Annotated in this window: 29 protein-coding genes; 9 read left to right on the top strand and 20 right to left on the bottom strand. The window is 42.3% G+C overall.

The genetic code is table 11. The annotated features are described in order from the left end of the window. Positions 1 to 2 precede the first annotated feature (2 nt). The 3 genes from AC58UW_RS07115 (at position 3) to AC58UW_RS07105 (ending at position 2,913) form a co-directional block, all read left to right on the top strand. Positions 3 to 1,064, top strand: a complete 1,062-nt coding sequence (locus tag AC58UW_RS07115) for a Ger(x)C family spore germination protein (RefSeq protein WP_497419971.1) — start codon at positions 3 to 5, stop codon at positions 1,062 to 1,064. A gap of 8 nt (positions 1,065 to 1,072) precedes the next feature. After that, the gene (locus tag AC58UW_RS07110) at positions 1,073 to 2,176 is read left to right on the top strand and encodes a GerAB/ArcD/ProY family transporter (RefSeq protein WP_497420011.1); all 1,104 of its coding nucleotides are present in this window, start codon (positions 1,073 to 1,075) and stop codon (positions 2,174 to 2,176) included. Between the two features lie 179 nt (positions 2,177 to 2,355). After that, positions 2,356 to 2,913, top strand: a complete 558-nt coding sequence (locus AC58UW_RS07105) for a DUF420 domain-containing protein (protein WP_497419970.1) — start codon at positions 2,356 to 2,358, stop codon at positions 2,911 to 2,913. A gap of 74 nt (positions 2,914 to 2,987) precedes the next feature. Here the strand turns inward: AC58UW_RS07105 and AC58UW_RS07100 are convergent, their stop codons facing one another. Beyond that, a complete protein-coding gene (locus AC58UW_RS07100) occupies positions 2,988 to 3,524 on the bottom strand; it encodes an AAA family ATPase (protein ID WP_497419969.1) in 537 nt (178 codons plus the stop codon). A 183-nt stretch (positions 3,525 to 3,707) separates the two neighbouring features. Between AC58UW_RS07100 and cyoE the strand changes: the two genes are divergently transcribed. Further along, the gene (gene cyoE / locus AC58UW_RS07095; protein WP_497419968.1) at positions 3,708 to 4,634 is read left to right on the top strand and encodes a heme o synthase; all 927 of its coding nucleotides are present in this window, start codon (positions 3,708 to 3,710) and stop codon (positions 4,632 to 4,634) included. A 133-nt stretch (positions 4,635 to 4,767) separates the two neighbouring features. On the opposite strand, the gene AC58UW_RS07090 is transcribed toward cyoE, so the two are convergent. Then, on the bottom strand, positions 4,768 to 5,109 hold the full coding sequence (locus tag AC58UW_RS07090) for a winged helix-turn-helix transcriptional regulator (protein ID WP_497419967.1): 342 nt from the start codon (positions 5,107 to 5,109) through the stop codon (positions 4,768 to 4,770). 162 nt (positions 5,110 to 5,271) lie between these two features. On the opposite strand from AC58UW_RS07090, the gene AC58UW_RS07085 reads away from it, so the two are divergent. Beyond that, positions 5,272 to 5,817, top strand: a complete 546-nt coding sequence (locus AC58UW_RS07085; protein WP_497419966.1) for an NAD(P)H-dependent oxidoreductase — start codon at positions 5,272 to 5,274, stop codon at positions 5,815 to 5,817. A 246-nt stretch (positions 5,818 to 6,063) separates the two neighbouring features. Continuing rightward, a complete protein-coding gene (gene mraY, locus AC58UW_RS07080; protein ID WP_497420010.1) occupies positions 6,064 to 7,014 on the top strand; it encodes a phospho-N-acetylmuramoyl-pentapeptide-transferase in 951 nt (316 codons plus the stop codon). Positions 7,015 to 7,044: 30 nt separating this feature from the next. On the opposite strand, the gene AC58UW_RS07075 is transcribed toward mraY, so the two are convergent. The 4 genes from AC58UW_RS07075 to AC58UW_RS07060 all read right to left on the bottom strand — a co-directional run bounded on the left by AC58UW_RS07075 (position 7,045) and on the right by AC58UW_RS07060 (position 10,363). Next, positions 7,045 to 7,470, bottom strand: a complete 426-nt coding sequence (locus AC58UW_RS07075; protein ID WP_497419965.1) for an NUDIX hydrolase — start codon at positions 7,468 to 7,470, stop codon at positions 7,045 to 7,047. A gap of 362 nt (positions 7,471 to 7,832) precedes the next feature. After that, positions 7,833 to 8,489 (bottom strand): bacillithiol biosynthesis deacetylase BshB2, encoded by a 657-nt coding sequence (gene bshB2 / locus AC58UW_RS07070; protein WP_497419964.1) that lies wholly within the window; start codon positions 8,487 to 8,489, stop codon positions 7,833 to 7,835. 23 nt (positions 8,490 to 8,512) lie between these two features. Further along, positions 8,513 to 8,857: a YojF family protein gene (locus AC58UW_RS07065; RefSeq protein ID WP_497419963.1), complete on the bottom strand. Its 345-nt coding sequence runs from the start codon at positions 8,855 to 8,857 to the stop codon at positions 8,513 to 8,515. Between the two features lie 201 nt (positions 8,858 to 9,058). Continuing rightward, positions 9,059 to 10,363, bottom strand: a complete 1,305-nt coding sequence (locus tag AC58UW_RS07060) for an epoxide hydrolase family protein (RefSeq protein WP_497419962.1) — start codon at positions 10,361 to 10,363, stop codon at positions 9,059 to 9,061. Positions 10,364 to 10,652: 289 nt separating this feature from the next. Between AC58UW_RS07060 and AC58UW_RS07055 the strand changes: the two genes are divergently transcribed. Beyond that, positions 10,653 to 11,519 (top strand): SDR family oxidoreductase, encoded by an 867-nt coding sequence (locus tag AC58UW_RS07055; protein ID WP_497419961.1) that lies wholly within the window; start codon positions 10,653 to 10,655, stop codon positions 11,517 to 11,519. 100 nt (positions 11,520 to 11,619) lie between these two features. Here AC58UW_RS07055 and AC58UW_RS07050 read toward each other — a convergent pair whose 3' ends face one another. Continuing rightward, a complete protein-coding gene (locus AC58UW_RS07050; protein WP_497419960.1) occupies positions 11,620 to 12,342 on the bottom strand; it encodes a DsbA family oxidoreductase in 723 nt (240 codons plus the stop codon). Between the two features lie 213 nt (positions 12,343 to 12,555). On the opposite strand from AC58UW_RS07050, the gene AC58UW_RS07045 reads away from it, so the two are divergent. Next, on the top strand, positions 12,556 to 13,149 hold the full coding sequence (locus tag AC58UW_RS07045; protein WP_497419959.1) for a TetR/AcrR family transcriptional regulator: 594 nt from the start codon (positions 12,556 to 12,558) through the stop codon (positions 13,147 to 13,149). A 16-nt stretch (positions 13,150 to 13,165) separates the two neighbouring features. On the opposite strand, the gene AC58UW_RS07040 is transcribed toward AC58UW_RS07045, so the two are convergent. The 7 genes from AC58UW_RS07040 to AC58UW_RS07010 form a co-directional block, all read right to left on the bottom strand. After that, entirely contained in the window at positions 13,166 to 13,804 is a 639-nt protein-coding gene (locus tag AC58UW_RS07040; protein WP_497419958.1) for an HD domain-containing protein, read from the bottom strand. An 89-nt stretch (positions 13,805 to 13,893) separates the two neighbouring features. Beyond that, on the bottom strand, positions 13,894 to 14,025 hold the full coding sequence (locus AC58UW_RS07035; protein WP_497419957.1) for a hypothetical protein: 132 nt from the start codon (positions 14,023 to 14,025) through the stop codon (positions 13,894 to 13,896). 103 nt (positions 14,026 to 14,128) lie between these two features. After that, the gene (locus AC58UW_RS07030; protein WP_497419956.1) at positions 14,129 to 14,815 is read right to left on the bottom strand and encodes a hypothetical protein; all 687 of its coding nucleotides are present in this window, start codon (positions 14,813 to 14,815) and stop codon (positions 14,129 to 14,131) included. A gap of 361 nt (positions 14,816 to 15,176) precedes the next feature. Further along, on the bottom strand, positions 15,177 to 15,905 hold the full coding sequence (locus AC58UW_RS07025) for a DUF421 domain-containing protein (RefSeq protein ID WP_497419955.1): 729 nt from the start codon (positions 15,903 to 15,905) through the stop codon (positions 15,177 to 15,179). Between the two features lie 31 nt (positions 15,906 to 15,936). Beyond that, the gene (locus AC58UW_RS07020) at positions 15,937 to 16,224 is read right to left on the bottom strand and encodes a hypothetical protein (protein WP_497419954.1); all 288 of its coding nucleotides are present in this window, start codon (positions 16,222 to 16,224) and stop codon (positions 15,937 to 15,939) included. Between the two features lie 94 nt (positions 16,225 to 16,318). Continuing rightward, positions 16,319 to 17,341, bottom strand: a complete 1,023-nt coding sequence (locus tag AC58UW_RS07015) for a homoserine dehydrogenase (RefSeq protein WP_497420009.1) — start codon at positions 17,339 to 17,341, stop codon at positions 16,319 to 16,321. A gap of 297 nt (positions 17,342 to 17,638) precedes the next feature. Next, positions 17,639 to 17,998 (bottom strand): phage holin family protein, encoded by a 360-nt coding sequence (locus AC58UW_RS07010; protein ID WP_497419953.1) that lies wholly within the window; start codon positions 17,996 to 17,998, stop codon positions 17,639 to 17,641. Between the two features lie 286 nt (positions 17,999 to 18,284). Here AC58UW_RS07010 and AC58UW_RS07005 point away from each other — a divergent pair, with 286 nt between their 5' ends. Beyond that, positions 18,285 to 18,854, top strand: coding sequence for a YdeI/OmpD-associated family protein (locus tag AC58UW_RS07005; protein ID WP_497420008.1), 570 nt, complete (start codon positions 18,285 to 18,287; stop codon positions 18,852 to 18,854). Between the two features lie 36 nt (positions 18,855 to 18,890). Here the strand turns inward: AC58UW_RS07005 and AC58UW_RS07000 are convergent, their stop codons facing one another. The 6 genes from AC58UW_RS07000 to AC58UW_RS06975 form a co-directional block, all read right to left on the bottom strand. Continuing rightward, positions 18,891 to 19,073 carry a hypothetical protein gene (locus tag AC58UW_RS07000; protein WP_497419952.1) on the bottom strand — a complete coding sequence of 61 codons (183 nt, stop codon included), beginning with the start codon at positions 19,071 to 19,073 and terminating at the stop codon, positions 18,891 to 18,893. 333 nt (positions 19,074 to 19,406) lie between these two features. Beyond that, positions 19,407 to 20,945 carry a peptidase G2 autoproteolytic cleavage domain-containing protein gene (locus AC58UW_RS06995; protein ID WP_497419951.1) on the bottom strand — a complete coding sequence of 513 codons (1,539 nt, stop codon included), beginning with the start codon at positions 20,943 to 20,945 and terminating at the stop codon, positions 19,407 to 19,409. Between the two features lie 659 nt (positions 20,946 to 21,604). Further along, positions 21,605 to 21,694 carry a YjcZ family sporulation protein gene (locus AC58UW_RS06990; RefSeq protein ID WP_497419950.1) on the bottom strand — a complete coding sequence of 30 codons (90 nt, stop codon included), beginning with the start codon at positions 21,692 to 21,694 and terminating at the stop codon, positions 21,605 to 21,607. A 48-nt stretch (positions 21,695 to 21,742) separates the two neighbouring features. Continuing rightward, positions 21,743 to 21,859, bottom strand: a complete 117-nt coding sequence (locus AC58UW_RS06985; RefSeq protein ID WP_497419949.1) for a YjcZ family sporulation protein — start codon at positions 21,857 to 21,859, stop codon at positions 21,743 to 21,745. Between the two features lie 90 nt (positions 21,860 to 21,949). Beyond that, complete coding sequence (locus AC58UW_RS06980) at positions 21,950 to 23,908, bottom strand: PAS domain S-box protein (RefSeq protein ID WP_497419948.1); 1,959 nt, start codon at positions 23,906 to 23,908, stop codon at positions 21,950 to 21,952. A gap of 142 nt (positions 23,909 to 24,050) precedes the next feature. After that, positions 24,051 to 25,610: a glycine betaine ABC transporter substrate-binding protein gene (locus AC58UW_RS06975; protein ID WP_497419947.1), complete on the bottom strand. Its 1,560-nt coding sequence runs from the start codon at positions 25,608 to 25,610 to the stop codon at positions 24,051 to 24,053. Positions 25,611 to 25,622 lie beyond the last annotated feature (12 nt).

The following is a 25,622-nucleotide window of genomic DNA, read 5'->3' as shown; positions in this document are numbered from 1 at the left end:
TTATGAAAAGATATTTCTCCCTTCTATTCTTTTGTTTCCTTTTCTCGGGATGCGCAAAAGAACAAATTATTGATCGAGTTAAGCTCATAACAACCATTGGACTCGACTTGCAAGGGGAAACATTTAGCGTGAGTGCCTCCTATTCTGCATTTGAAAAGAAAGCGAAATTGTTTTTGCTTAATGGAGAAGCTACATCGTTTAATGAGGCACTTACATCTTTCACTTCACAATCGGATCACAAGATTGCAATCGGTCAATTGCAGACAATAGTAATTAGTGAAAAAACGGCAAGAAGAGGCATTTCAGAGCTTGCCGGCTCCATTGTTCGAGATCCCCTCATAAGTAATCTCTCTACACTTGTTTTAACAACAAATCAGGCTAGTGATATTTTAGCAGAAACTTTAAAATATCCACCCGTCTATTTATCTAATCTGATCAAACAAAATATGAAGAACGGGAATACACCTTCCACAAATAGCCATATATTTCTTAATCAATACTTTGGAGAAGGACAAGATATTTTTTTGCCCGTTTTGGTTAAAGACTCTGATGATGTTTTGCAATTAAACGGTGTAGGAGTATTTCATGGTGATAAATTAAAACTTATGCTCACAGATAAAAAAGGCTTACTCATTAAGCTCCTTAAAGACGATAAAGTCGACATACAATCAAGCACATATAACTTTAAAAGTGATCAAAACGAGCAAATTACATATAAAATTATTTACTCGAAACATAAAATGATCGTAGAAAATGAACATGCCTTCATTTCACTTCATCTCGATATTTACCTTGGAAAATATCCTTCAACCTTAAATGCTTTTGAAAACAACAACGATATGCTTAATTTGAAGAAAGAAATCGAAAATAACTTAAACGCGGAAATTAAAGGCATGCTGGAAGATTTCCAAAAGAATCTTGTGGATCCCATTGGGATAGGCAATCTTCATAGTATTCACCAAAGGAACTGGAATGAGAAGGAATTTACTACTCAAATTTACCCAAACATAAAATTTGATGTGCAGACAGAAGTTAAAATATTAACATTGGGAGTTGGGCATTAGTGCAGAAAATGGTAAAGGATAACTACTTAGTTTCCGGTTTCTTTGTATTTTTCCTCATCCATGCTTCTATAGTCGGGGTCGGTGCTTTAAGTTTTCAACATTTCATTTTTGAATTTGCAGGCAACGATGCTTGGATCTCGGTTCTTGCGATGGGGTTAAGTCTTCATGTTATCATTTGGATGATATTTAAGATGCTCGGTAATCCAGCCAAAGATGTCATCGACTTACATCGCATCCTATTTGGTAAATTCCTAGGGAATGCGATTTCACTAATTATCGTTGGATACTATTTTATTTTAGCTTTAACTGTCTTTCGCGGCTATATTGAAATCATACAAATTTGGATATATCCCGAACTTAGAACGTGGGTTTTGGGCATCTTACTCATCGGTGTCATTTATTACGCCGTTTCTGGAGGATTTCGTGTCATATCCGGCTTTTGTTTTTTTGGGGTCATTTTCTCCTGGCTGCTGCCATTGTTATTGTACTTCAATATTAAATATGGACATTTTATTAATGTTTTGCCCATGTTTGATCATTCAATCAAAGATTTGCTCATGTCTTCTAAAAACTCAGGCATCCTATTTATAGGATTTGAAGGTTTACTCATTTATTTTCCATTTATCAAAGCTCCCGAGAAAAATGTAAAATGGGCTCATCTCAGTTTAATTTTAATCACACTTAAGTACGCCGTACTCATTTTTGTGACCATCATGTATTTTAGTAAGGGGCTATTAAGGCATACCTACTGGCCATCATTGGTAATGATTAAAGTAATTGAGTTTTCAGTTGTTGCAAGAATTGAAATTGTTTTCATATGTATCTGGTTTATGATTATTATCCCCATGCTTTGTCTCTCGATTTGGAGTTGTACTCGAATTATAAAGAGAGTTACGAATCTTAAACCCACACTGTCACTACTTCTGATCCTTATAGCACTCTTCCTGGCCACTCTTCCGTTTAACGATCGTGTTAAGATTGAGTGGTTGGGAAAAAATGTAGTTGAGATTGGATTCTATTGTATTTATGTGTATATTCCACTGCTTTTTATCCTTTCCATGATTCACAGCAAAATATCAAAGAAAAAAACAAAGATGATGCAATTCGAGTAATCCCTTGAGGGTAGAATAGTCTTGTTATGACCGGTAATGGCCGAAGGCTTCCATACTCGGCAGCCATTAAATCGTCAATAAGAATTCGCTAATTTGACATCAAAGTTTGATTGCTGTTCGACAAAAGCGCTTATAATGGAGCCATTACCATGTGATAGGAAAGGAGATCTTCGAATTAAATGAGCGAAAACCACCATACACCGCGGCCAGCTAGCAACAAAAATTATACGGCTGCCATCGTCACCATCTCATTGGTCGCAAATATCGTTATTTTACTCTTATTCTTCTCACCGATTGGCTACAAAGGAGAGATCGATTTCGACCTTACCATCTTTCCAAGAATCAATGGGGTATTGAACAGCTTCACCTTTATCTTCCTGCTAGCCGCTTTGATTGCGATCCTACGGAAGAACGTAAATCTTCACAAAGGGTTCATTCTCGCCGCCTTCTCTTCTACACTATTGTTCCTTGTTTCCTACTTAACGTTCCATTACATGTCTTTGGAGACGGCGAAGTTCGGTGGTGAAGGCATTATCCGGCCGATTTATTTCTTCATTCTGATCTCTCACAGCATTCTGGCTGCTATCATCGTGCCGCTCGCCTTGTTCACTCTCGTATGGGGATGGACAAACCAGCTGCATAAACATCGCAGAATTGCCCGTTGGACGATGCCAATATGGCTATATGTCAGCTTAACCGGGGTTGTCGTGTTCCTAATGATGGAACCGTATTATTAAAGGCAATCGAGAATTTGAATTCAGAATTTTCAATTTTCGTGACGATCCAACCTATATCTTCTACTAAATAACTATCATCCTCCGTTAAAGTCTAATGAATCTATAAATTCAATTGGATCTTTTAGTCTTATGGACTTAGAAGAATATTCGCCTAACTTATTTATTACCTTCGGTTTGATTCGATTTTCAAAGTTATCATTCCAGATAAACATGTTTCTGAATATTTCAAAAGATGGTTTATAATTTGATTTTTCTATTCTAAGTAACTGTAGGATGTATCTTCTGATTATTCGATACTTTCGTTGCGAATAATCAGTATCCAAAAATATGATTAAATCCGCATTATGAAAACTGTGGAAAACCCATTCGTTATAATGAGCCCCCTCTATAATCCAAGTATTCGAACCAATAATTGAGCTCAACAATTGATCTCTCTCTTCATCAGTTCTTTTAATGTCTCGTGGTTTATGTCTCTTCCAAACAACATTATCCAATTCATAATGCGGTATTCTCAGTTTATTTGATAGATTTTTAGCTAATGTTGTTTTACCACTTCCGACGGAACCTATAATATGTACTTTATTCAAGGGGATTTTATTAAAATTACTCATTCAATCTACCCTCCAATTTGGAACATGACTATGACTCGCACGATTAGAAATTGCTATTTCACGAAAGCGACAAAGATTTTTGACAGAATCATGAGTGTTTGTTGAAGCTAAGCACATGAACGACACCAATATGGTAACCTAAACCTATAGAAGTTAACTTACCGGGAAGGGTGTGTTAGAGACATGCAAATCCAAAGCAACACGGTTAGCATCCAAACAGTTCCGATCTCAATCACGAAGGTACTATTTGAAACGATTAAGATTGGTATTATAAAGTCGAACCTTATCGCCATGATCGCAGGGCTCAGTATGGCGTTGTTCGTACATGGAATACCTCTAATCGATAAGATCGGCAACATGACGTTGGCACTAATTGGATCTTCCATGGTAATTGGAGCGGCCGGTATTTTTAATAATTTATACGACCGTGATATCGATCGCATGATGGAAAGGACGAAAAACAGGCCAACTGTTTCTGGCATCATTGATATTAGAAGCGGTCTGATCATTGGTATTTATTTCGCGGTCGGCGGTCTTGTAGCACTCTATATTGCTTCGCCGCTATCTGCTTTCGTAGGCTTTCTGGGGCTGTTCTTATATGTCGTGCCTTATACAATGTGGACAAAACGCAGAACCATCTATAATACCGAAGTTGGGAGCTTGTCTGGGGCGATTCCGCCGTTGATCGGTTGGGCCGCGATCTCACCAGATATTTTACATCCCAATGCTATTGCCTTATTTCTACTGATGGTTATTTGGCAGATGCCTCATTTCTACGCAATCGGGATTAGGCGCATGGAGGAGTATCGAGCGGCTAACATCCCGATGCTGCCGGTTGTCAAGGGTATTCGTAGAACTTACGTACAGATGAACGTATATCTGGTTGCTCTGTTCCTATGCAGCTTTTTGTTCTGGTCCTTTAATCCTTACATTGCTGTAGCAAATGCACTCCTGAGCCTGATCTGGTTGATTCTGAGCATCAACGGATATCAACGGAAGCAGGAGGACAAGTGGGCCCGTTCGATGTTCATTTTCTCGCTTAATCACATCACAGTACTTATGATGATGATTGTTATCTATTCCCTAGGTGTTCCTTTGTTATTTCGGTAATAATATGACGGAATCCTTCCAGCTGTAAAATCACATTAATAATTTCGAAACCGCTCATCCGAAATACGGATGAGCGGTTTTTTACATACTGCTTATTCTGTTCCTCTATATTTGATCGTAAAGATACTATTTTTTATAGCTGCAATCCGAATCTTTTGAGCTCGATCAGTATTCCTTCTAGCTCCCTACCCTTCTCTGTCAGAGTATATTCCACACGGGGCGGAACCTCCGGGTAGACAGCCCTATCCACGATCCCGTGTTCCTCCAAATCCCTTAACCTCAGTGATAATGTCTTGGGACTGATGCCTTCCATCGAGCGAAGCAGATCGCTGAAGCGCAGCGTGTTATCTAGCAATAAATCCCGAACGATCAGTATGGTCCATTTGGTTCCAATGACGGCCAGTGTTTTCTCTATAGGACAAGCTTCACCGGGTATTCCTCTATCCAACACGACGATCTCTTCTGACTTTAACATTGAGCTGCCTCCCTGCTTATACGTTTTTTTCTAATCGTAGCACAAAAGTATCTTTAGGGAAACTATATGAATAAATAACCACTACTTCCCAAAATGAAGTTAATGCATTTATAATAATTTTGAGCCAAACAAGGCAATTTCATATACAAGGAGTTATAGACAATGAAAATTTTAATTGTAAACGGACATGAATCCTACCGTGAGGGAGACGGCCGGTTGAACCGCACCTTGATGGACAAGATGGTCTCAGTATTAAGTGAAAACAATGAAGTCCGAACGACTATTTTACAGGACGGATACGATCCCGAAGCAGAACAGCTGGCCTATGCCTGGGCCGAACTAGTGATCTACCAAACGCCTGTCTATTGGTTCAGCGTACCTGGGCTGCTCAAAACTTATATGGACAAGGTTTTTGCTTACGGGGTGTTTTACCAAGGATCAGAGATTTACGGACAAGGTGGGATGATGACCGGGAAAGCTTATATGCTTTCAACGACCTGGAACGCTCCGGGGCAGGCTTTCAGCGATCCGGACGGATTTTTCAACAGACTAAGCGTGGACGAGGTGCTGGAGCATGTGCATCGTACGCACAGATACATCGGTATGAGCGCTTTGCCGGGCTTCAGCTGCAATGATGTACATAAAAATCCGCAGATTGAAGTCTGGAGCCAGCAGCTAGAAGATCATCTGCGGAGAACGCTGCAATAGATGCAGTCAGGCTGTTCAACTTTACTTCGCAGAACCCATTCTGCGAAGTAAGTTTTCCATATTCCTTCACACCACGTTCGTGCCAATAGATAATAAGACTAGTTCCTCCTTGACTCACATAAAATATGAAAAAATCCAATCCAAACCTTCTCTTTATTAGCCTTAACACTTTCTGTAAAGTTGCTTTAGAGGGATAACCGAATGTTTAAGGATTTTTCATTTCGGACAAGGGAAAGGGGATTCACTATGCTTGGGATATTAGGAATATCTGGCCTTTCTTTTTTGCTTGTAGCGTTATTTACACCACTACTCATATGGGTCTTGCGCACCCTGAATCTTATTCAACCAATTCGCTCCCAGCTCCCCCCCGACCATCAAGCTAAGCAGGGGACGCCGCTAATGGCTGGCCTCATTTTACTTATCGGTGTGGCAACGTCCTTGCAATTCCACCCTGCACCCATGATGATTTTTTTGTGTGTTTCCTTTCTCTTATTCAGCTCAGTTGGTTTTATGGATGATTTCAAAAAGGCAGCGCAGCAAGATCCATCTGGCATTTCGGGACGGACCAAATTAGTGTTTCAATTTGCATTTACCGGAATTCTGCTAATCGTTTTGTTCTATTCATTTAAACTGACGAGCGATATATCTTTGATCAATGGTTTTCAGCTTCACTTGCCCGTATACGCATACATAGTTATTATGTTATTTTTTGTGGTTGGATCAGCTAATGCTATCAACTTTACAGACGGTTTAGACGGGCTATTGATTAACGTTGCAATTCCGACTTACTTTTTCTTCTTTCTAATCTCGAGTAAACAGGAAGTACAAATATTTTCCCTCGTAATGATTAGCTGCCTGCTTGGATTATTATTCTATAATATTTACCCTGCCAAAGCATTTATGGGCGATACCGGATCGCTTGCCATTGGAGGTTCACTCTCCATCCTAGCGATAATTGAGAAGGTAGAGATATTAATTCCCGTCCTGTTTTCAGTTTATCTAGTTGAGCAATTCTCGGTTATCATACAAGTTTGGTACTATAAACGCACGAAATTACGACTATTTAAAATGGCACCGATTCATTATCATTTCAGTTTGAAGTATGGCTGGAGCGAGAATAAGATCGTCATGATATTTGGTTTCATTTCTTGGGTGTCTGCTCTTTTATGTTGGTTTATTTGGAAATATGCCCTCTAGGCTAGCAATTGGCCTTTGCCATGGTGTGCTCTAGCAATCCTTAAGAGGAATAGAAAATTCAACATAAAAAGGATGATTTTCTTTATTCAAGCATAACTCAATTCTTTGCTTGAAATTCTTCCAATTAACCATCTCCAATGCTGTTTCGATTGGAAAAAATCCTACATCTAAAGACTCAGGGGTAGTTGTTAATTCTCCTCCGACAGGCCTGCCAAGAAATAAAGTGTTACATATGCAAGCGCCGACATTTTGAAAAACACCACAAAACTTTGTCACTTCTATATCTATACCGCTCTCTTCCTTGGTTTCTCTTATTGCTGCATCTTTCAGTGATTCACCTTCTTCAACCTGCCCTCCAGGCATTTCCCATCCTCTTTTGGGTCCTTTTATCAATAGTATTTCGTTATGCTCATTGATTACAATCGCTGCCGCGGAAACTATATGTTTTGGAACCATAGCGTTGTCCTCCTTATTAATGAATCTAATTTACTATTAACTCCCAATTGTTATATTTTTCCGGTATCGGAGTTGTTTAGGATATGCATAATCCAAAGGAGCATTGTGATACATGACTAAACCAACCTTTCCATCTTTCGTTCAAATTCAGATATTTCATAATAATTATAGCAATTAATTCATTCATTAATGACTGATGATATCCTGATGACTCGGTAATAAAAAAGGGAGTTTCCGAAGAGACTGCGGTAGTCGGAGGGATCAGGTGGTATAGCTATTGCTAAATGACCATTATATATAACTGATCGGAATGATAAAAACAGCCATCCCGCAATAAGGATGGCTGTTCATGAATAATTGTTTTATTCGAATCGATAAGTCCAGAATCGCTCTGTTCCGAAACGCGCCTGGATTTCCGGATCTGATAATTTCTTGTTGCCTAACAATTCGGCGGCTTGAAACTGGGATTTATGGGCTTGAATAGACGCCATCTTCTGTTTCAAGAAACCTTTAACGTCGTTAACAATATCGGGCTTACCGATCTCTTGTTCGTGATTGTTGGCGAATGCCATGCCATGCACGGTCGGCCTTCGATCGGCAGGCATTCTGACGATTGTCCGGATTACCGCCGCCCCGCATGCGTTGTGATCGGGATGAACGCTTAGCGTCGGATGGAAAGTTATGACCAACGAAGGATTCAGCTCTTTAATGAGCGCTTCGATACTTCCGTCCAACTCCGCCTTGTCCTCGAATTCGATCATTTTATCGTGAAATCCGAGCATTCTGATATCCCGGATGCCGATGGCACGGCATGAAGCTTCCAGTTCCTGCTTGCGTATGACAGGTAAAGTGACCCGGTTGGCGAATGGCGGTATGCCCATGTTACGGCCCATTTCACCTAAAGTTAAACAAGCGTAAGTAACTTCCGATCCTTGACCGAGATGCATAGCAAGCGTACCTGATGCACTGAACGCTTCGTCGTCTGGATGCGGAAGTACAACTAAGATGTGTCGTTCCATATTTATTCGAATCCCCCTTTACCTTAGAACGGTTCCCTGCTCAATTGCAATGCCACGACGAGTTTTCCCGCCGAATCATGACCTGCTAGGATAAGCTTTTCGGAATCCGTTTCTTCATAGTGGGTAAGCCCCTCGGAATAAACCCAGCCTTGCTCCGTTTTCAAGCCGACGCGATAAGGTCCGTCCCCGGAAATCGATCCGTGGGAATAACGAATGACGGCATTCGAAATAAAGGTCGCGGCCGGATGTTTCGTACGATCCAGATGCGCGGCGTAAGCACCCGTAGTCATCTCAAGATGGATATATAAATCCTGATCGATAAGGATATCGATAAACTGCTGGATTTTCGTTTTGTCGATAAGCTGCATTTACTTTCCTCCAATCGCGTTAATTCTATCGGTCTCCGAATAAGCTTGTCCGATATGACTATTTTAACATACCTGTACATCGAATCCACGTTCTTACGTATTTGGAATTTACCAAAGTTCTTGTAAACAGTCGCGAATGGTATCAGGTTCTTGCCATAAATAAAAAATGCCGCATAATATGCGGCATTTTTTGAAAGCTAATTATCTCAGTGGCTTAAATGCCTTGCGAAGCTCGTCCACGAATAGCTTGGGCTGTTCCCATGCTGCGAAGTGACCACCTTTAGGTAGTCTGTTGTAATAGATAAGGTTAGGATATGCTTTCTCCACCCAGCTCTTCGGCGCTTGATAAAGCTCGTCAGGAAAGGCGCTTACGGCAACCGGCAACGTGACGCCTTTGATGCTGAAGAAAGGATATTTGTTCTCCCAATAGAGGCGCGCTGATGAAATAGGCGTGTTTGTCAGCCAATAAAGTGTAATATTGTTAAGAATATCGTCTCGCGAAAGACCTTCTGGCTTTCCGTCAAACGCATTTGCAATGAGTTCCAAACTCTTCGCATCATGGTCAAGCATGAAGGCCGCTAAGCCGACAGGCGAATCTGCTAGTCCGGTCAACGTCTGTGGACGTGAACCCATTATCTGCGAATAGGCAAGCTGCGTGTTGAAAAATGCTAATTGCTCACATGCGCGCTTCTCATCACCAGAAAGACCTGGGGGACATCCTTTACCGTCCTGAAGCGCCTTTTGAATTTCGGCAGGAACTGCACCAGGCATATTAGTATGAATACCAATCAGTCCCTGCGGCTTCTGTACTCCCATCAAATCAGCGATCATAGCCCCCCAATCGCCGCCTTGCGCCACATAATTCGTGTATCCCAATCGATTCATAAGTTCTCCGTATGCTTTTGCGATTCGGTCAGGACCCCATCCGGTTGCAGTCGGCTTACTTGAGAAGCCGTGGCCAGGCATTGAAGGAATAACGACATCGAATGCGTCCGATGCCTTTCCGCCATAGGCTGTAGGATTCGTAAGTGGATCAATAACTTTCAGCATCTCGATTATCGAACCTGGCCAGCCGTGCATAAGAATGATCGGTAAAGCATCTTTATGCTTGGAACGAACGTGAATGAACTGGATGTCCTCCCCATCGATATTGGTGATGAACATCGGTAAAGTATTCAATTTCTCCTGGATCTTGAACCAGTTATAATCATTTGCCCAATAATCCGCAAGTTTCTGCATAGTGGCCAGCGGCACGCCTTGTGTTTGATCCGAGACTGTTTCCTTATCAGGCCATCTTGTCGCAAGTATGCGCCTGCGTAATTCAACAAGTTCACTTTCCGGAAAATGTACGTGAAACGGACGAATGGCGCTCTTGTCTGTTGTCGATTCTTGAGGGGCTGCGTCCGCCTTTCCGTCAGCTTCTTTGGTAATCGGAATGCAAGAAGTCAATCCTACAGTCAGTGTTATAATCATTGCTGAACGAAAAAAAGTTGTGCTGAGCTTCATGAAGTAACGCTCCTTTTGGAAATCAATGTGCCGATCTATCATTAAGTTCCATCCGAATTACGTTTATTATGCGGAGATCGTGAAATAAACCCTGTAAATCTTTCAGCATCCTCATAAGCTATTGAGCCTTTCCTTGTAAGTATTTGCAGGTCATTGCAGCCAATAAGCTGCTGTTTCGTTATATGAAAAACTTGGTTATAAGACCATGTATGGGTATCACAGAAGTATGATTTGCCGACCTTGCACGATCCTCACTAAAATTTATTTAGCATGGAAGGAGCCCTTAAACATGGCAACAACAACGCCGAAAAATTTAATTCCTCCCCAGCATCAAAATCAGCAACCAGGCATCGAATCGCAAATGAACCCGCAGCCCGAGTTTGACAATACCGCTTATAAGGCGGCAGGCAAGCTGAAGGACAAAGTCGCACTAATCACCGGAGGCGACAGCGGCATCGGTCGCGCCATTGCGCTCGCCTATGCAAAGGAAGGCGCTGACGTCGTGCTTGTCTACCTGAATGAGCATGGAGACGCAGAGGAAACCAAGCGTCACGTCGAGAAATCAGGTCGTAAATGCCTGCATATCGCAGGCGATATCGGCGACGAAGGCTTCTGCCGGCAACTGATTAATCAAGCGGTGCAAAAATTCGGCAAGCTCGATATTCTCGTGAACAATGCCGCCGAGCAGCACCCGCAGGAAAGGATTGAGGATATTACAAGCGAGCAGCTGGAGAGAACATTTCGAACGAACATCTTCTCTTTTTTTTACTTAACGAAAGCAGCCATCAAGCATTTGAAAGCCGGCAGCGCCATCATCAACACGGCTTCGGTCACGGCTTATCACGGGCATGAGCAGCTGCTTGATTATTCGGCCACGAAAGGAGCTATCGTGGCGTTCACCCGCTCACTATCGCTTCAGTTAAATGCCAAAGGTATACGTGTTAACGCAGTAGCGCCGGGTCCAATCTGGACACCGCTCATTCCTTCTACGTTTACAGAGCAGGAGGTTGCTGCCTTTGGTTCACAAACTCCGATGAAACGCGCTGGTCAACCAAGCGAACTTGCCGCGAGCTACGTTTTCCTAGCCAGCGAAGATTCGTCATATATGGCCGGTCAGGTGCTCCATGTGAACGGCGGTACAATCGTTAATGGATAATCGGGTATTGCTTGCTCCCTCTATCCGCTTGTTGCACAAAAAGACCTGGCTAATGGAAGTAATGGCCAGGTCTTTTTGCTATCTATTTAGCTCAGATCAATTAAATCTTGCACACGCCGTCTTCCCCGCAAATACCGCCCTGTGAATCGCCAATTGACACATTCTCAATCATCTGCAAAGGATGTTCTTCTCTCCAGACTTGTTCAATTGCTTCGAGGAACGCATCGCTTCCCCTTACCCCGGAAACGGCATACTTATCATTAAATATATAGAACGGCGTTCCAGTGATTCCCCTCCTGGACCCATTCTGGCGCTCCTTCTCGACCGTATCCTTGTAACGATTACTAGACAGCATGGCTAGTACTTCACTAGTATCAAGACCGCTCTCGCCAGCAAGCTTGGCAAGTGTCGCATGATCGCCAATATCCATCGCATCGGTAAAGTAGGCCTTATATACCGCAGCCATCCAATCCGCTGATTTGCCCTGTTCCTGCGCAAAAACACCTACGCGAAGAGCATCTGTCGTATTGGATGGAATCAATGTGTCAAGATTATAAGTGAGACCGATATTTTTGCCCATCTGGACCACCGCTTTATTTCCTTCTTTTACATAGTCGGGAGACATTCCGCCGCCATGAACCTCGGCGGTCCATTCATAATAATTTTTGCCGGTATTGCTTGGAGCATTGGGGAATAGCTGGAATGGTCTGTAGATGACTTCTACTTGACCCTTTTGACCAAATTGTTCTAGAGCTGTATCCAAATTCGTTTTACCAATATAGCACAACGGGCACATGACATCCGACCAAACCTCGATTTTCATGATCTCTCCGCCTCTCTTCTGTTCATTTAAATAGCTGGACATGTGAATCATTTAATTAATTTGACGACAAGTGTTGATTAACTCACATGTATTGATTTAAATTATATAGAAACCACTCGATATCTCAATCGTCAAAAAAGTGATTTATGTCATGTAATCGACGCATTGTTCAAATCTGTTCAGAATCTTAAGCTGAGGGGAGATCATGACGCGGTGTCTAAAGTAGACAGGAGAACAGTCAAGACGAGGGAAGCAATTAATCAAGCTCTGATTGAATTGATGTCTGAGAAAGACTTTGATACGATTACGATCAACGACATTTCGAATAGAGCCAATATTCATAGGGGCACAGTATATCTTCATTATTCGGACAAGTATGATTTGCTCGACAAAGCAATAAAAGATCATTTGAGCAATATGTTGAAATTTTGCATTCTCTCAATGCCTCCAGAAGAGAAATTGGATCTTGAACATTCTCTTCTGTCGATGTTTCATTATTTTGAAGCGCATTTTTCATTTTATTTCACAGTCTTAACCAACAAGGGTACACCTTGTTTTCGGGAGCAATTAATTCTTCTAGTCAAAAACGGAATGATTGAACGATTGAAAATAAGTGGGAATTACGAGGAAGGCAATAAAGAGGTTGCCGTTCAATTTATGTTATCTGCATACGTGGGCGTCGTGGAATGGTGGATTAAAAACAATATGCCCCTGTCTCCGCAGACCGTTTCCGAGCAGCTATGGGATATGTTAGAAAAAAATTATATGCAAAAAATCCCACCAACAGGCGGGACGATTGATTTCTAATCATCAGATCCTACTCTTACTCATCCCATTTGGAATTTAGGACATGATGGCAAAAGTTAGGGCGTTTATATCCCGGAAGAAGCAGCTCGCACACATCAGCGTTAATCGTGCCGTATGTCGTTTCCGGTTTATGTTTGAAGCCTTCCAAGAAGGCATGTAAGATGTTGTGTTTGAAGCGGTTGCGAGGAAAAGCCTCGACGACTAGCTGCCGTGCTTCTGCTGAAAGGAGATCGAAGTTCTTCCCGACCACATCATAACCGACGCCAAAATTCATAAGCGCCACTTCAGTTTCCTTATATTCGACGATTCCGATGGTTGTATGCAGGGCAACAGCATCCCATACAAGCCGAATGGAATCTTCCGGGACACCGCGACTTTTAAGAAAATCACGGGCAGCATTAGCCCCATCGACCTCAAAGCGTTTGTCCGTGCTTCGGAATGCGGGAGTAAGACCGATATCGTGGAAAAGCGAACTGATATAAAGCAATTCTGCATCGTATTTCACTTGATTCAAGTTACCCTTCATAGATGCAAAAAGAAATACCCGGTTCGAGTGGTTCCACAGAAGGTCGTCACTATGCTCACGCAATAATTCAGCAGCTTCAACGGCTAGTTTACTATCGGGAATCTTTATATTAGCGACAAGATTCGTCATGGGCAACTTCCCCCCTCATTAATTGTTAACCTAATTATCGGACTTTATCGATTCAAGTTCAATACGTTAGTTTCTATCATAATAATAGATCAACTGAATGGAAACTTGGCATACTGCTCAATCTCGGCGAGCAATCCGCTCGCTTCCTTTCCATATTTCTCAATTATGGGACCAAATATGCCGAACAATTCACCCCAATACTGTTCAATGCCGTTTTTCAATTAAAATTATTAATCACCTATATATCCGGACCCTAGCAAGGCCTGGTAGCTCAAAATGAGCTACCCTTTCATTTTTTAAACTATTGCTTATGTTAATAAAGCACTACTTTAAAATATCAAGACCAATAACTTTCATGTCATCAGCATCGACGACTAGGCACAACCTACAGCTGAAGGAAGCAAAGAAGCGAACAGCAATTGAGTTTCTTAAATCATCTTGAAATACCCATCCAGTTGGCGATAAAGCCAGTCGTTCATTCCGTTGTACATATCCTTCTTCGACCCAATGGAGTAGTGAATCTGTTCCAATTAATTTCGTAGGCTCTAATTTATCAGGCAACACAATAAAATACCTGCATGTTCTACTCATCTTATGAGGCCCAAGTAAGTTTCTATCGCTACTTCGATAAAAGTCTTTTATTAAAGGAGACAGTTCGCCTCTTTGCTCCATAGATCTAAACATCTCTTCTGAATCATTTTTTAATTGCTCCATAATGATTGTTTCTAAGCAATTTTCAAAGAAAACAGCTTTTACAACCTCATAGTGGGGAACTAGTTCCTTCAGAATCAAATTATGGACCTCTTCGTTTACCACATTAAGCTGAACGGATGTATTGCCTGGTAGTAGAACACTGGATGCATTAAGAAATTGAGCAAAAACAGTCATATTACTAATTGACTTATCACTGTTCAATTTTTCGATTTTAAATGGCCTATGAACCAACATTGAGTTTTCAACGTCACGATCGAATAACTCTTCTATAGAAATTTCTTTCACCCATGTGAGCATAAATTCTCCTCATATAATGATGCCCATTCTAAAAAGCTTGTGATTGTTCATACTTACTTCCACCAGGTAATTTTCATCACTATATCTATGAAATTCCCTGTCTTTTTCCATAGTTTATACTTCTTATTGTCATATTGATTCTCAAAACCAAGTTGTTTCATAACCGAGTTTAATAGTATGGCGATATCAGAAGTATTTAAGTGGGTTTCTATTTCGGAATCTCTTGTACAAGTGACTTACCCTAAAACTGTAAATTGATACTACAACAAGCCCAATCACCCATATAACAGTCCATGCAGCATGTATACCAAACCTTTCAGAAAATAGCTACTGTCTACAATGGAATTTACTTCCGATTAAATTAACCATTTGCTTTCTTTACTTCCTTAAGCTGATAATACAGGCCGCTCGAATCTGACCATTCCGCGAAAAGCACATGCTCATGATGCGGAATTCCGCTAAGCTGCAGAAGCTGCTCCACCCAAATCCTGTCTCGCCCGAAGCGCTTCAATGTATCTTCATTGATGCTCCCGTTTTCAATGATATATGCGGGAAGGCTGACGCTGCCCTGCAGGTCTTTGGCATTGCCGCTGATCTCTTCCGGGTCCTTCTGGCGCAGCACGCTGATGCTGCCGTTCGTCTCGAACAAGGCATAAGCCACTTCGCGCAGCGAGAAAATATTATTTTCCCGAAGCAGCATGCCCAATTGGGCGAAATCGAGATTATTGCGCTTCATCGCCTTGAAATCGACCACGCCTTCCCGAATAATCAAATCGGGCGTTCCCGCGGCATAGCGGGACAATCTGGGGAATAGTGCGATAAACTTTTCCAACCCAAGCGCTAGAAGTGTCCAGATAATCAGAGCGAAAAGTAGATGGCTAAGATGAATTTCATCATCATAAATCGTATTGCCGACCAACTCGCTGAGCATTAAAGAGGAAACGAAATCAAAGGCGGTCAATTGGGAGATCTCTTTTTTTCCCAGCAGTCTGGTCATGATCAAAAGACCGATCAAAGCAACTGTGAGCTTGACACCGATACTTACATAAAGATTAGCATCCACCTTCATCGTTCCCTTCGGAGTATCCATTAAGCAGAAATCTTACCATGCTTGCTCTCTTTCAAAAGTAGGCGGATACCGCCCAAGCTAATCCGCCTACGACCGTGACGCAGGCCCAAAAAATGCCGTAACCCCTCCGGAACGAACGATTTGCGATTGCAATTCGTAGCAAATACTCGTTCACGATGATTAGGATGATTCCGATAAGCGCATATCCTCCCCAAATCGAAAGCAGTCTAATAGCTGACTCTCCGGTATCGTTGAAAAGAAAAGCGACTGCGAGCAGCAGTATCGCGCCGAGCGTTGCGAGCACTAATATGGTACGGGTAAAGTATGCCAGTAGCTTCATGTTTGCCTCCATAAAAAGCAAGTATTTGAATGTTCTTGTAAATTTAACCGATAAAACTTACTTAAACTTCACTATGTTTTTTAAAACAACATCATCAGATATTTGGTCGATACAAATTTATTACATCCTTCAATGCAGCTGCAGCCGCCCCTCTAGGACTGGATGAACCTCCGATCGTACAAACAGCCCCCATTGAATCCGTATGAAAAATGATACCTTTATTAGTGCCGTCAACAGCTGACAACATATGCCCAGGGCCGATTTCTGTAGGAGCGATGATGATTTGGACTTTCCCATCCTGTTTATATGCTTTGGCAAGGAGCTTAAATTTCGTCCCCCTCCGTTTAGATTCGGCTATTTGCTCTTTTGTAATACGGTCAATCCCCTGTATCGACAGATCCTCAAGTGAGTAACGAGTACCAAGTAAATCATTAGATAATAAAAGAATTTTACAAGCGCTATCTATCCCTTTTACATCCAAATCCGAATTTGTTTCCGCTACGCCTTTCTGCTGAGCAGACCGTAATGCCTCTTCAAAAGAAAGTCCTTCTTCATGCATACGGCTTAAAATATAATTTGTCGTCCCGTTAAGGATCCCTTCAATTCCAACAATTTCGCTTCCTGCTAAACTAATCTCACCAATATCCTTTGTTGGTAATGCTGCTGCAGTTGCTGCACTATATTTAATCCTTACATTGTTGGCTTTTGCCACCTCGAAAACGGTATCATAACGTGCAACAAGCGCACCTTTGGAAATGGCTACAACATCTATTCGTTTACTGAATGCTGTTAAAATGTTGGTAAGCCCCGGCTCGCCACTTTCTACATCCGTAGGAGTAGCTTCTACCAATACATCCGCATTAACATAACTGTTCGTTAGCGGTATGCCAAAATTCTGAGCATAATCCGATAACGATCTGGAGCCTAGCTCGGCCTCAGACAGCACATGGATGTTCAACCCTTCCTCCGAACTAATAAAACCATCCCGTCCTCCTAACGCTACTAACCTTAAGTCAAGATTGTATTTTTCTTTAATAATTTCTGATTTCTCTCTTAGAAGACGAATAAATTCTCTGCCTACGGTGCCAAAACCTGTTAGTACAATATTTTTTTTGATCATATACACTCCCCTTTTCTGCTCCCTTTATTTCTAATTTTCATTTATGCTTTTTCTTTGTCCTTCTGGAGTTAATTCAATATCATTCGTCAGTTTCCTGCTCGTTAAGCCAGCTACTTGAATGAACAAAATGAGGAACCGCAGCTGGGCAGGCTCCTTCCCCTTCTGAGCTGGAAAGACTGAAGGAATAAAACAAAAAAAGCAAGGCAGAGAGTACTCTGCTTTGCTTCTTTTTACTGATATTCTTATCATATTTTAGGTTAACCACGTTATTCAGCCTGCTAGACACTTAACGCTTCATACCTTTTTGCCTGTTACTTTTACAGTAAAAATACTCAGGATAATGGTAAGAATCACATATGTCCAAAATCCATGAATTTCAAATCCCGGTAAATACTTATCAAGCAGCCATAACTTTATTGGTGTCAGTACAAGTGAAGCTGCAATTAACAGCGGAGTAGTTAAACAACCAATTCCAATGACGATGGAAATCATTGAAACTGCTAATAATAAACCGTAAATCAAACTGATAACAAACATAAGCACTGTTGCAAGTATCAATGTTTTTGTATCTGATATGGATATATACGAATTGAAGTAATGGCTCCCACACCAAAAAACAAGAAGCGTAACCAGTAAGTTAAGTATGTTTCTCAAATACAGTCCTCCTTACTATCTACTGATAAAATTAGTCTTTCATCACCTACTATATGAAAATTTCTTTCGTCGCATGATTACTTAATAAACCAAAACAGGAGTTGCCTTATGCAAGCTCCTTCGTAATCGTTATAAAACCCATCGGAATATATCTCTCATCGTAGTGTACATTTTTTAGAATATATCTCCATCAATCATAAATGATGACATACTGCTGTCAGCTTTTATGAATTATACTACATTTATAACTAAAAAGAGGTTTTACTATGGAGGCACTATTTCAATGATGGAAATTGAAAATCTAATTCCAGCAAAATCGAGAAAAAATTTGAGGATTTGGCTTCAAGATAATTCTAAGACTAAGAAATCTTGCTGGGTCTTGGTTAGTATGACTTCACTCCCTGATACGTTGTTATATTTGGACGCGGTCGAGGAAGCTTTGTGCTTTGGATGGATCGATGGCGTCAAAAAGAAAATATCTGAAACTGAGATGGCTCAAAGACTATCTCCTAGAAGCAAAAAAAGCTCATGGACTGAATTAAACAAAGAACGAGTCCGCCGCCTCGAAAAGTTGGGGTTAATGAGTGACGAAGGAAGAATGGTTCTTCCTGATATGGACTACAATTCTTTTAGAATAGATAGAGTTATAGAACAAAAACTACAAGAGGAACAGCAAACATATGATAATTTCATGTCATTTCCTGATCTATATAAAAGAGTTCGGATCGACACGATACAAAGCAATAAGAATCAGCCAGAGCTATTTAAGAGCAGGTTAGACAAATTCATAGCAAACACGAGAGAAAACGAAATTTATGGTCAATGGCATGATCATGGACGTCTTCTAGATTATTAAGATGCTCTGGGGTATTTTTCCTGATTCTTATTCATATCAGAACTTTTGCATGGTCGTTCTGAACTCGAAGGCCATCTTGGAAATCTGTTCGGCCGTTGCCGTGACTTGCTCAATGCAAGCCGTCTTTTCCTGCAACTGTTGGACGCTCTCCGACGATTCGTTAACGGCGATGTGAATCGACTGCATCTGGCTGATCATGTCCTGCATCACGATGGCCACACGACCTTTTCTACTCCCGAGACGGCCTAAACGACACTCTCAACTAACATCCTGCTGCTTTTCACACGGTGAGACGGTCTTTTGCGCACTCTCAGCTTCCTTTTACTGCCACATGGGCACTTTCTTTCCACCGAGACGGCCTAATCAGCGCTCTCAGCCAAATCTAGCTACTTTTGACGCGTTGAGACGGTCTTTTACGCGCTCTCGGCCGACTTTCACTGCCACACGAGCACTGGTTGCAAATCAAATATGAAAATTACATATAAATAAATCAAAAAAGCTGCAGCACCTTGTCCACAGCTTAGGAATCTTTAAATCCATTTTGAAAAATCATCACACTTCACCCAACTGAACAGGTTGAACCAAAACCAATATCTGATTCGGCCCTGTACGTTTCATAACCCGATATCCTGTGTTTGAAGTGGTAGCAATCCCTTGATCATTAGGCTTACAAAATCCCTTAGGATGGCATGTCCCGTCGTCTCGAACAAGAATTTGGCCTAATAGACCTACAGCGACCCATTCCAGCCTCTTCGACCTTGCCGCGTAATCTTGCGCAGAATCATACTCGGGATTAATAATTGGACGGGATTCCCTCCGTTCGGGAACGATTATTCTCCCTTCTTGATCGATCACTGCAGGTATGAGAACATCCTGCAGCAGCACCCTGCCCCATTCATCCGTCTTAAATTTGTCCTTCCATCTCAATTCCCCGCTATTGGCCAAGAAAGAAGGGTTTGCACTCGTTATACCCAACAGATAATCATCATTCGATTTCGCTTTTCGTATTCGATCACCATCTCCATCCAAAGTCACCATGTAACCGGCATCTATAGGCTGGCCATCAATGGTTTCAAACATCTCTGCGAAGTCTGCGCCGCCTCCAAACCAACCGACATCCGCAAAACCCTTCCCATTATTAGTGCCTGAACCAATGATTTTTGCCGCCAGATTGTTTCCTGTACCATCATTATTGAGACCATTGGCTAAAAACCAGGAGAAATCGGTGTCCGCTTTTCCGGTTGTTCCCATAATATGGGCACCTACATGTCCATTGGTACTTGTCTGAATCCCTTCTGCATGGGAACCAGTTCCGCTGGCCGTTGTTAAAATCCCCTCTGCATGGGAATTTAGCCCGCTTGCGATCGTACCGGCACCTTCTGCATGCGAGACAGGTCCACTTGCTTGCGTGCCATTTCCTTCGGCATGTGACGCAACACCGCTCGCGATCGAAGAACTTCCTTCTGCATGCGAAGCCTCTCCACTTGCAGTAGTTCCTTCTCCTTCGGCATGGGAAGCCACTCCACTCGCTGTTGTGCCTTGACCTTCAGCATGTGAGGCAATTCCACTCGCTGTTGTGGTAAACCCTTCTGCATGCGATATCCTTCCACTGGCCGTAGTCAACCGTCCTTCCGCATGCGAAGCTAATCCGCTGGCTGTTGTATTAAACCCTTCCGCATGGGAAGCGTCGCCAATTGCTCTTGCAATTTGTCCTTCCGCATGACCTGCGAAACCACTTGCAATTGACTCCACACCTTCAGCATGGGAACCATCCCCGCTTGCAGTGACAACTACACCTTCCGCGTGTGCAGCCAGACCACTTGCTATAGTTCCAAGACCTTCGGCATGGGAAGAATTTCCGCTAGCTAGATTAGGGAAAGGTCTGCCAACAGAATCCACGCCCCCTCCTTCAACATGCGCGGCCCTTCCGCTCGCTGTATTCCCTTCACCTTCCGCATGCGCATATAAGCCAGTTAGCGTTGTATTTGTTTTCGTCCCCTCTGTGTGCGAAGCTACGCCATTCGCAACTGTTTTATATCCCTCAGCATGAGAAGCGAAACCAATAGATTTCGTGCAAGAACCCTCAGCCAATGAACACGGACCTATAGATTGCGTATTACAACCAGGAGTAAACGACCAACCAGGGGGACCTTGTGGTCCTGCTGGTCCTCGAGGCCCTCGAGGTCCCGCGGGTCCTGGAGGACAGGAGCAACATCTATCTTTATTTTTTTCTTTGTTCTTATCTTTGTTTGACATAAGCCACCTCCAAAAAAATACTAAATAATACATTTTATTTTCAAACAGCCATGTACGCATCCATCACTTGCAGGTGGAAACTAGTGGAATTTCTCTGATCTCGTTCCTATCTTCCTCATAGTTAAGAGACCCACAGCAAAAGCTGAGAGTCTCTACCAACAGATAAGCATACTTTAGAAGAGCCTCCGCTTACGCCTGACCGTAAGAAGCTTGCAGGTGTATAGACAGCCGAATTTGGCATTAAATGGATGATTAATTCACTCCAAAGATAGGCAGAATATTGTTGTTCAAAATTACTCTGAGGGGTGGGATCCTGCATGACAAATACTCAAAACAACCAACAAGAAAAGCATGTTAAACAACAAGATGACAACAAACCAAATCAAAGTAGCAGAAAAGATAAAAAGAAAAATTAATACCATGCTATAAGTTAAAAGGCAAAAAAGCCTGAGGGTACTTACCCTCGGGCTTTTGTTTTGCTCCATTTTTGCCAATTACCATACAAATGTCATCGTAACAATAACCAATAAAATGAAAAGAACCAAAATTGCAGCTGCGCTCGTACTACCTGCTGTATACCCCATAGTTCATATCCTCCTCTTAATCATACAAATGCAATAAGTTGTAAGACCTTACAAGCTGACTGAAGTTAGAATGATAACCAGTAAGATGAAAAGAACAAGGATGATTGCAGACGAAGTATACCCTCCACCACAGTTTCCAGTAGATGTCAAAGCTCCGTAACCCATAAAGAGATCCTCCTCTTGTGAAAAGTTGTAACGACTTTATAGAGTACGAACCTATTAGTTCAATTGCTTGGACGTATTAACCAGATCCATTTACCTGTATGGCGTACACTTTCGCGCTTTTTCAAATCTTTCAATGATATTTGATATCGCGCTGATGCTGATCGGCTTGCTGATGTAAGCATCCATACCTTCAGATAGATATTTCTCACTATCGCCTTTAATTGCATTAGCTGTCACTGCCACAATACACGGTCTTTTCTTACCTTTATTCTGTTCATGGATTAACTTCGTTGCCGTTAATCCATCCATCCAAGGCATTTGAATATCCATAAAGATAATATCGTAAGGATAACGCTTGACAGCTTCTACGGCTTCTTCTCCATTATGTACTAGGGTCGCTTTGTGTCCGAGCTTCTCTAACATTTTCTTTAACACATGTTGATTCACTTCATTGTCTTCTGCTATTAGAATTTTTAAGGATTGTTCCGTTGAATTTTCGGCAATGTCATCTTCTTCGCTCCTCAAGTCATATTGCAATGAGTCTGAATGATTCAATGGGACCCGAAAGTTGGCTGTGAACAAGAACGTTGATCCAGTCTGATCCTTGGAAGCTTCATGCCAGATTTGACCATCCATGAGCTCAACAAGCTTTTTACAAATAGCTAATCCTAAACCTGTACCCTCTGTTTTCCGAGTCATAAAATGATCTACTTGATAAAAGGGATCAAATAAATGACCTACCTGATCTTTGGGTACACCGATACCTGTATCACGGATTGCAAATTGAAGGCGCACCGAATCCAGTTCCTGCGACACCGTTTCGACGCTGATCGAAATCGCTCCATTAGGCGTGAACTTTATGGCATTGCTGAGTAAATTCATCAGAACTTGTCTTAACTTAGTAATATCTCCATGAACCCAATTAGGAACCTTAGGACAGACGGATGTCGTGATCTCCAGATTTTTCTCAAGAGCCTTAGGCATCACCATATACATCGTTTCTGATAAAATAATCCTCACATTCAAAGGTTCTTCCAATAAGTCAGTCTTGCCAGATTCAATTTTGGAGAAGTCCAGAATATCGTTGATAATCGTGAGCAGCGTGTCGCCACTCTTTTTAATAATTTGTACATATTCAATCTGCTCTTCATCCAATTTCGTCTCTAAGAGCACATCCGTCATACCGATAACTCCGTTCATAGGCGTCCGGATTTCATGACTCATCATAGCTAAAAACTCGCTTTTAGCCTTATTCGTCTTTTCAGCGGCTTCTTTCTCAATGATCAACTTCTTTTGTTCCGTCATGTCTTTCGCTATGATGTAAAAGCCCATAGTCTGAGTCTGGATGATGATTGGAGCCAGCGTTACCAGCACTTCAACGGAATGTCCATCCTTGTGTTGAATGAGCGTGATGTCTTTTTCAACTTTTTCGATATCTGCATGATTGTTTAAAGCCAAAAGCAAATTCGTTGAATTGTTCTCGCCAATTAATCTGGACATTCCATTGCCGATTAACTCTTCAATCAGATATCCGGTCATCTGCTGTACCACAATATTGCCATTCATAATAATGCCGTCCAAACCAAAAGAAATAATGGCATCGTGGTTGTATTTCTTTAAAGACGTATACCGTTCGATACTCTCCTGCAACTTTAGCTCTGCTAGCTTGTTCTTGGTCACATCGATAAATTGGGCAATAAAATACAAGGGCTTCCCGTCATGATCATCACGAACTAATGAAACATGCACGGAGGTCCAAATGATACTGCCATTTTTACTAAAGTACCGATTTTCTAATTCAAATGAAGGAATGAGCCCTTCTAATAATTCTGCTATTAAAATCCTAGTGCTAATTTTATCATCTGGATGTCGGAGATCTTCTAGTGTAAAGTTCATGAGTTCTTCTTCGGAATAACCAAAAATTCTGCAAACTGCCGGGTTAACATGCATCCACTTTCGGTCCATAGAGATTAAAGCGATCCCAATCGGAGCATTTAGATATATATGTCCAAATAAAGCTTGGGGATTAAATGACTTTAAATCCTGCATCCATGATTCCTCCTTTGAAGTATAGGATATGAATAATTATAACAAAAAAAGAGTACCCCCGTCCCTCGAGAACACTCTTTCTTTGATTTCTTGACACACGTTCTTATTGAGGAGACCTGCTCCTAGGTCGCCATTCGACACTTTACTGCAGTAGTCCAGCAGATTTCAGCCAAGTTTCCGCCACATCCCGAGCCTGGAGTCCTTCAAGATCCACCTTGGCGTTTAATTCGGACATTACTTTCTCATTGAGTTTGCCGGCGAGTAGATTAAGAGTCTGCTCTAGCTCCGGATGAGCCTTTAAAGCGTCCATGCGAATTATAGGAGCGGCATAATAGGGTGGGAAAAACTGTTTGTCGTCTGTGAGCACCGAAAGATGAAAAGCGGGAATGCGTCCGTCTGTGGAGTAGGCGTCATTCACGTCGACCTTCCCGTCTCTTACGGCAGCATAAGTAATGCCTGGATCCAGACCCTTCGTCTCCTTGAAGTTTAATTGGTATGTAGTTTGCAGGCCTTTGTACCCGTCTGGCCTTTCCAGAAACTCGTGCGTGGCTCCAAGAACCAGACTAGGCGCCTGTTTCGATAATTCCGAGAAAGAAGTGATGCCGAGCTGCTGAGCCTTGTCGCTCCTCATTGCCAACGTATACGTGTTATTGAAACCGAATGGCTGCAGCCAAGTGACATTGAATTGTTGCTCGTAAGCTTCCTTTACTTTTTGGTAGGTTAGTTCGGGATTTCCACCGATCGGTTGTTCCTTAAGCACAGCCGTCCATCCTGTTCCGGTGTATTCCGGATACACATCGATATCGCCACCAATAAGCGCGCTGTGAGTTACTTCCGAGCCTCCTAAGTACGTTTTGCGAACTGCTTTTAAATCCGTCTTCGCTTCAATCAGAGAAGCCATCATATGGACCAGGATATCTTGTTCCGTGAAGTTTTTGCCGCCTACGACTACGGTACTAGCGCCGTTTGACTGCCCTAAACGCGATACTAAATCGGCTGCCAATGCCAAAACCAACACCGTGCCGAGCGCGATTTCCAAGCCTTTGATCAACTTCGGTCTCCGTGTTTTTTTCCGGAGTCCGCGAGGAGTCAATGCCTTCTCCATCCGGCCTAAGAAGTAATCGAACAGTAGCGCCATAAGCGCGGCCGGAATCGTGCCTGCCAAAATTAGTTCTGAATTGACAGTGGAGATCCCGCGAAAAATCAAATCACCTAATCCACCAGCCCCAATCAGCGATGCGAGCGTGGCGACACCAATAATCATGACTGTCGCTGTTCGGATGCCGGCCATAATGACGTTAAGTGCAAGTGGCAGCTCCACCTTCCACATCACCTGCATGCTCGTCATGCCCATGCCGATTCCAGCTTCCTTGATAGGCTTTTCTACATTCATAATTCCCGTATATGTGTTCCTGAGTATCGGCAAAAGAGCGTACACCGTCAAGGCTACGATGGCCGGAGTAAAACCGATCCCGAGTAAGGGAATCATGAAACCTAACAAGGCCAAGCTAGGGATCGTCTGGAACAGGGAGGCTACCCCAATGACAGGTGCGGCCAATCTAGGCAACCGGGTCAATAACAGACCGGTGGGAATCGAGATTACGATCGCAATGATCAAAGCAATTAGAGAAATCTGTATATGTTCCAACGTGGCGCGTAAGATATCTTCTTTTCGGTTTAAAAATACTTCCCAGAGATTCATAGCTACCTCCGC

Source organism: Paenibacillus sp. J22R160, assembly GCF_059692135.1.
This window is presented reverse-complemented; position numbering and strand designations above follow the sequence as displayed.

Bases quoted from the DNA above. Each gene is read 5' to 3' on its own strand.
- AC58UW_RS07110 (WP_497420011.1), top strand. From the start codon at position 1,073: ATGGTAAAGGATAACTACTTAGTTTCCGGTTTCTTTGTATTTTTCCTC.
- AC58UW_RS07055 (WP_497419961.1), top strand. From the start codon at position 10,653: ATGGCAACAACAACGCCGAAAAATTTAATTCCTCCCCAGCATCAAAAT.
- AC58UW_RS07100 (WP_497419969.1), bottom strand. From the start codon at position 3,524: ATGAGTAATTTTAATAAAATCCCCTTGAATAAAGTACATATTATAGGT.
- AC58UW_RS07085 (WP_497419966.1), top strand. From the start codon at position 5,272: ATGAAAATTTTAATTGTAAACGGACATGAATCCTACCGTGAGGGAGAC.
- AC58UW_RS06980 (WP_497419948.1), bottom strand. From the start codon at position 23,908: ATGCAGGATTTAAAGTCATTTAATCCCCAAGCTTTATTTGGACATATA.
- AC58UW_RS07025 (WP_497419955.1), bottom strand. From the start codon at position 15,905: ATGGATACTCCGAAGGGAACGATGAAGGTGGATGCTAATCTTTATGTA.
- AC58UW_RS06985 (WP_497419949.1), bottom strand. From the start codon at position 21,859: ATGGGTTACGGAGCTTTGACATCTACTGGAAACTGTGGTGGAGGGTAT.
- AC58UW_RS07005 (WP_497420008.1), top strand. From the start codon at position 18,285: ATGGAAATTGAAAATCTAATTCCAGCAAAATCGAGAAAAAATTTGAGG.
- bshB2 (WP_497419964.1), bottom strand. From the start codon at position 8,489: ATGGAACGACACATCTTAGTTGTACTTCCGCATCCAGACGACGAAGCG.
- AC58UW_RS06990 (WP_497419950.1), bottom strand. From the start codon at position 21,694: ATGGGGTATACAGCAGGTAGTACGAGCGCAGCTGCAATTTTGGTTCTT.
- AC58UW_RS07060 (WP_497419962.1), bottom strand. From the start codon at position 10,363: ATGAAGCTCAGCACAACTTTTTTTCGTTCAGCAATGATTATAACACTG.
- mraY (WP_497420010.1), top strand. From the start codon at position 6,064: ATGCTTGGGATATTAGGAATATCTGGCCTTTCTTTTTTGCTTGTAGCG.
- AC58UW_RS07020 (WP_497419954.1), bottom strand. From the start codon at position 16,224: ATGAAGCTACTGGCATACTTTACCCGTACCATATTAGTGCTCGCAACG.
- AC58UW_RS07030 (WP_497419956.1), bottom strand. From the start codon at position 14,815: ATGCTCACATGGGTGAAAGAAATTTCTATAGAAGAGTTATTCGATCGT.
- AC58UW_RS07040 (WP_497419958.1), bottom strand. From the start codon at position 13,804: ATGACGAATCTTGTCGCTAATATAAAGATTCCCGATAGTAAACTAGCC.
- AC58UW_RS07050 (WP_497419960.1), bottom strand. From the start codon at position 12,342: ATGAAAATCGAGGTTTGGTCGGATGTCATGTGCCCGTTGTGCTATATT.
- AC58UW_RS07090 (WP_497419967.1), bottom strand. From the start codon at position 5,109: ATGTTAAAGTCAGAAGAGATCGTCGTGTTGGATAGAGGAATACCCGGT.
- AC58UW_RS07105 (WP_497419970.1), top strand. From the start codon at position 2,356: ATGAGCGAAAACCACCATACACCGCGGCCAGCTAGCAACAAAAATTAT.
- AC58UW_RS06975 (WP_497419947.1), bottom strand. From the start codon at position 25,610: ATGAATCTCTGGGAAGTATTTTTAAACCGAAAAGAAGATATCTTACGC.
- AC58UW_RS07115 (WP_497419971.1), top strand. From the start codon at position 3: ATGAAAAGATATTTCTCCCTTCTATTCTTTTGTTTCCTTTTCTCGGGA.
- AC58UW_RS07065 (WP_497419963.1), bottom strand. From the start codon at position 8,857: ATGCAGCTTATCGACAAAACGAAAATCCAGCAGTTTATCGATATCCTT.
- AC58UW_RS07075 (WP_497419965.1), bottom strand. From the start codon at position 7,470: ATGGTTCCAAAACATATAGTTTCCGCGGCAGCGATTGTAATCAATGAG.
- cyoE (WP_497419968.1), top strand. From the start codon at position 3,708: ATGCAAATCCAAAGCAACACGGTTAGCATCCAAACAGTTCCGATCTCA.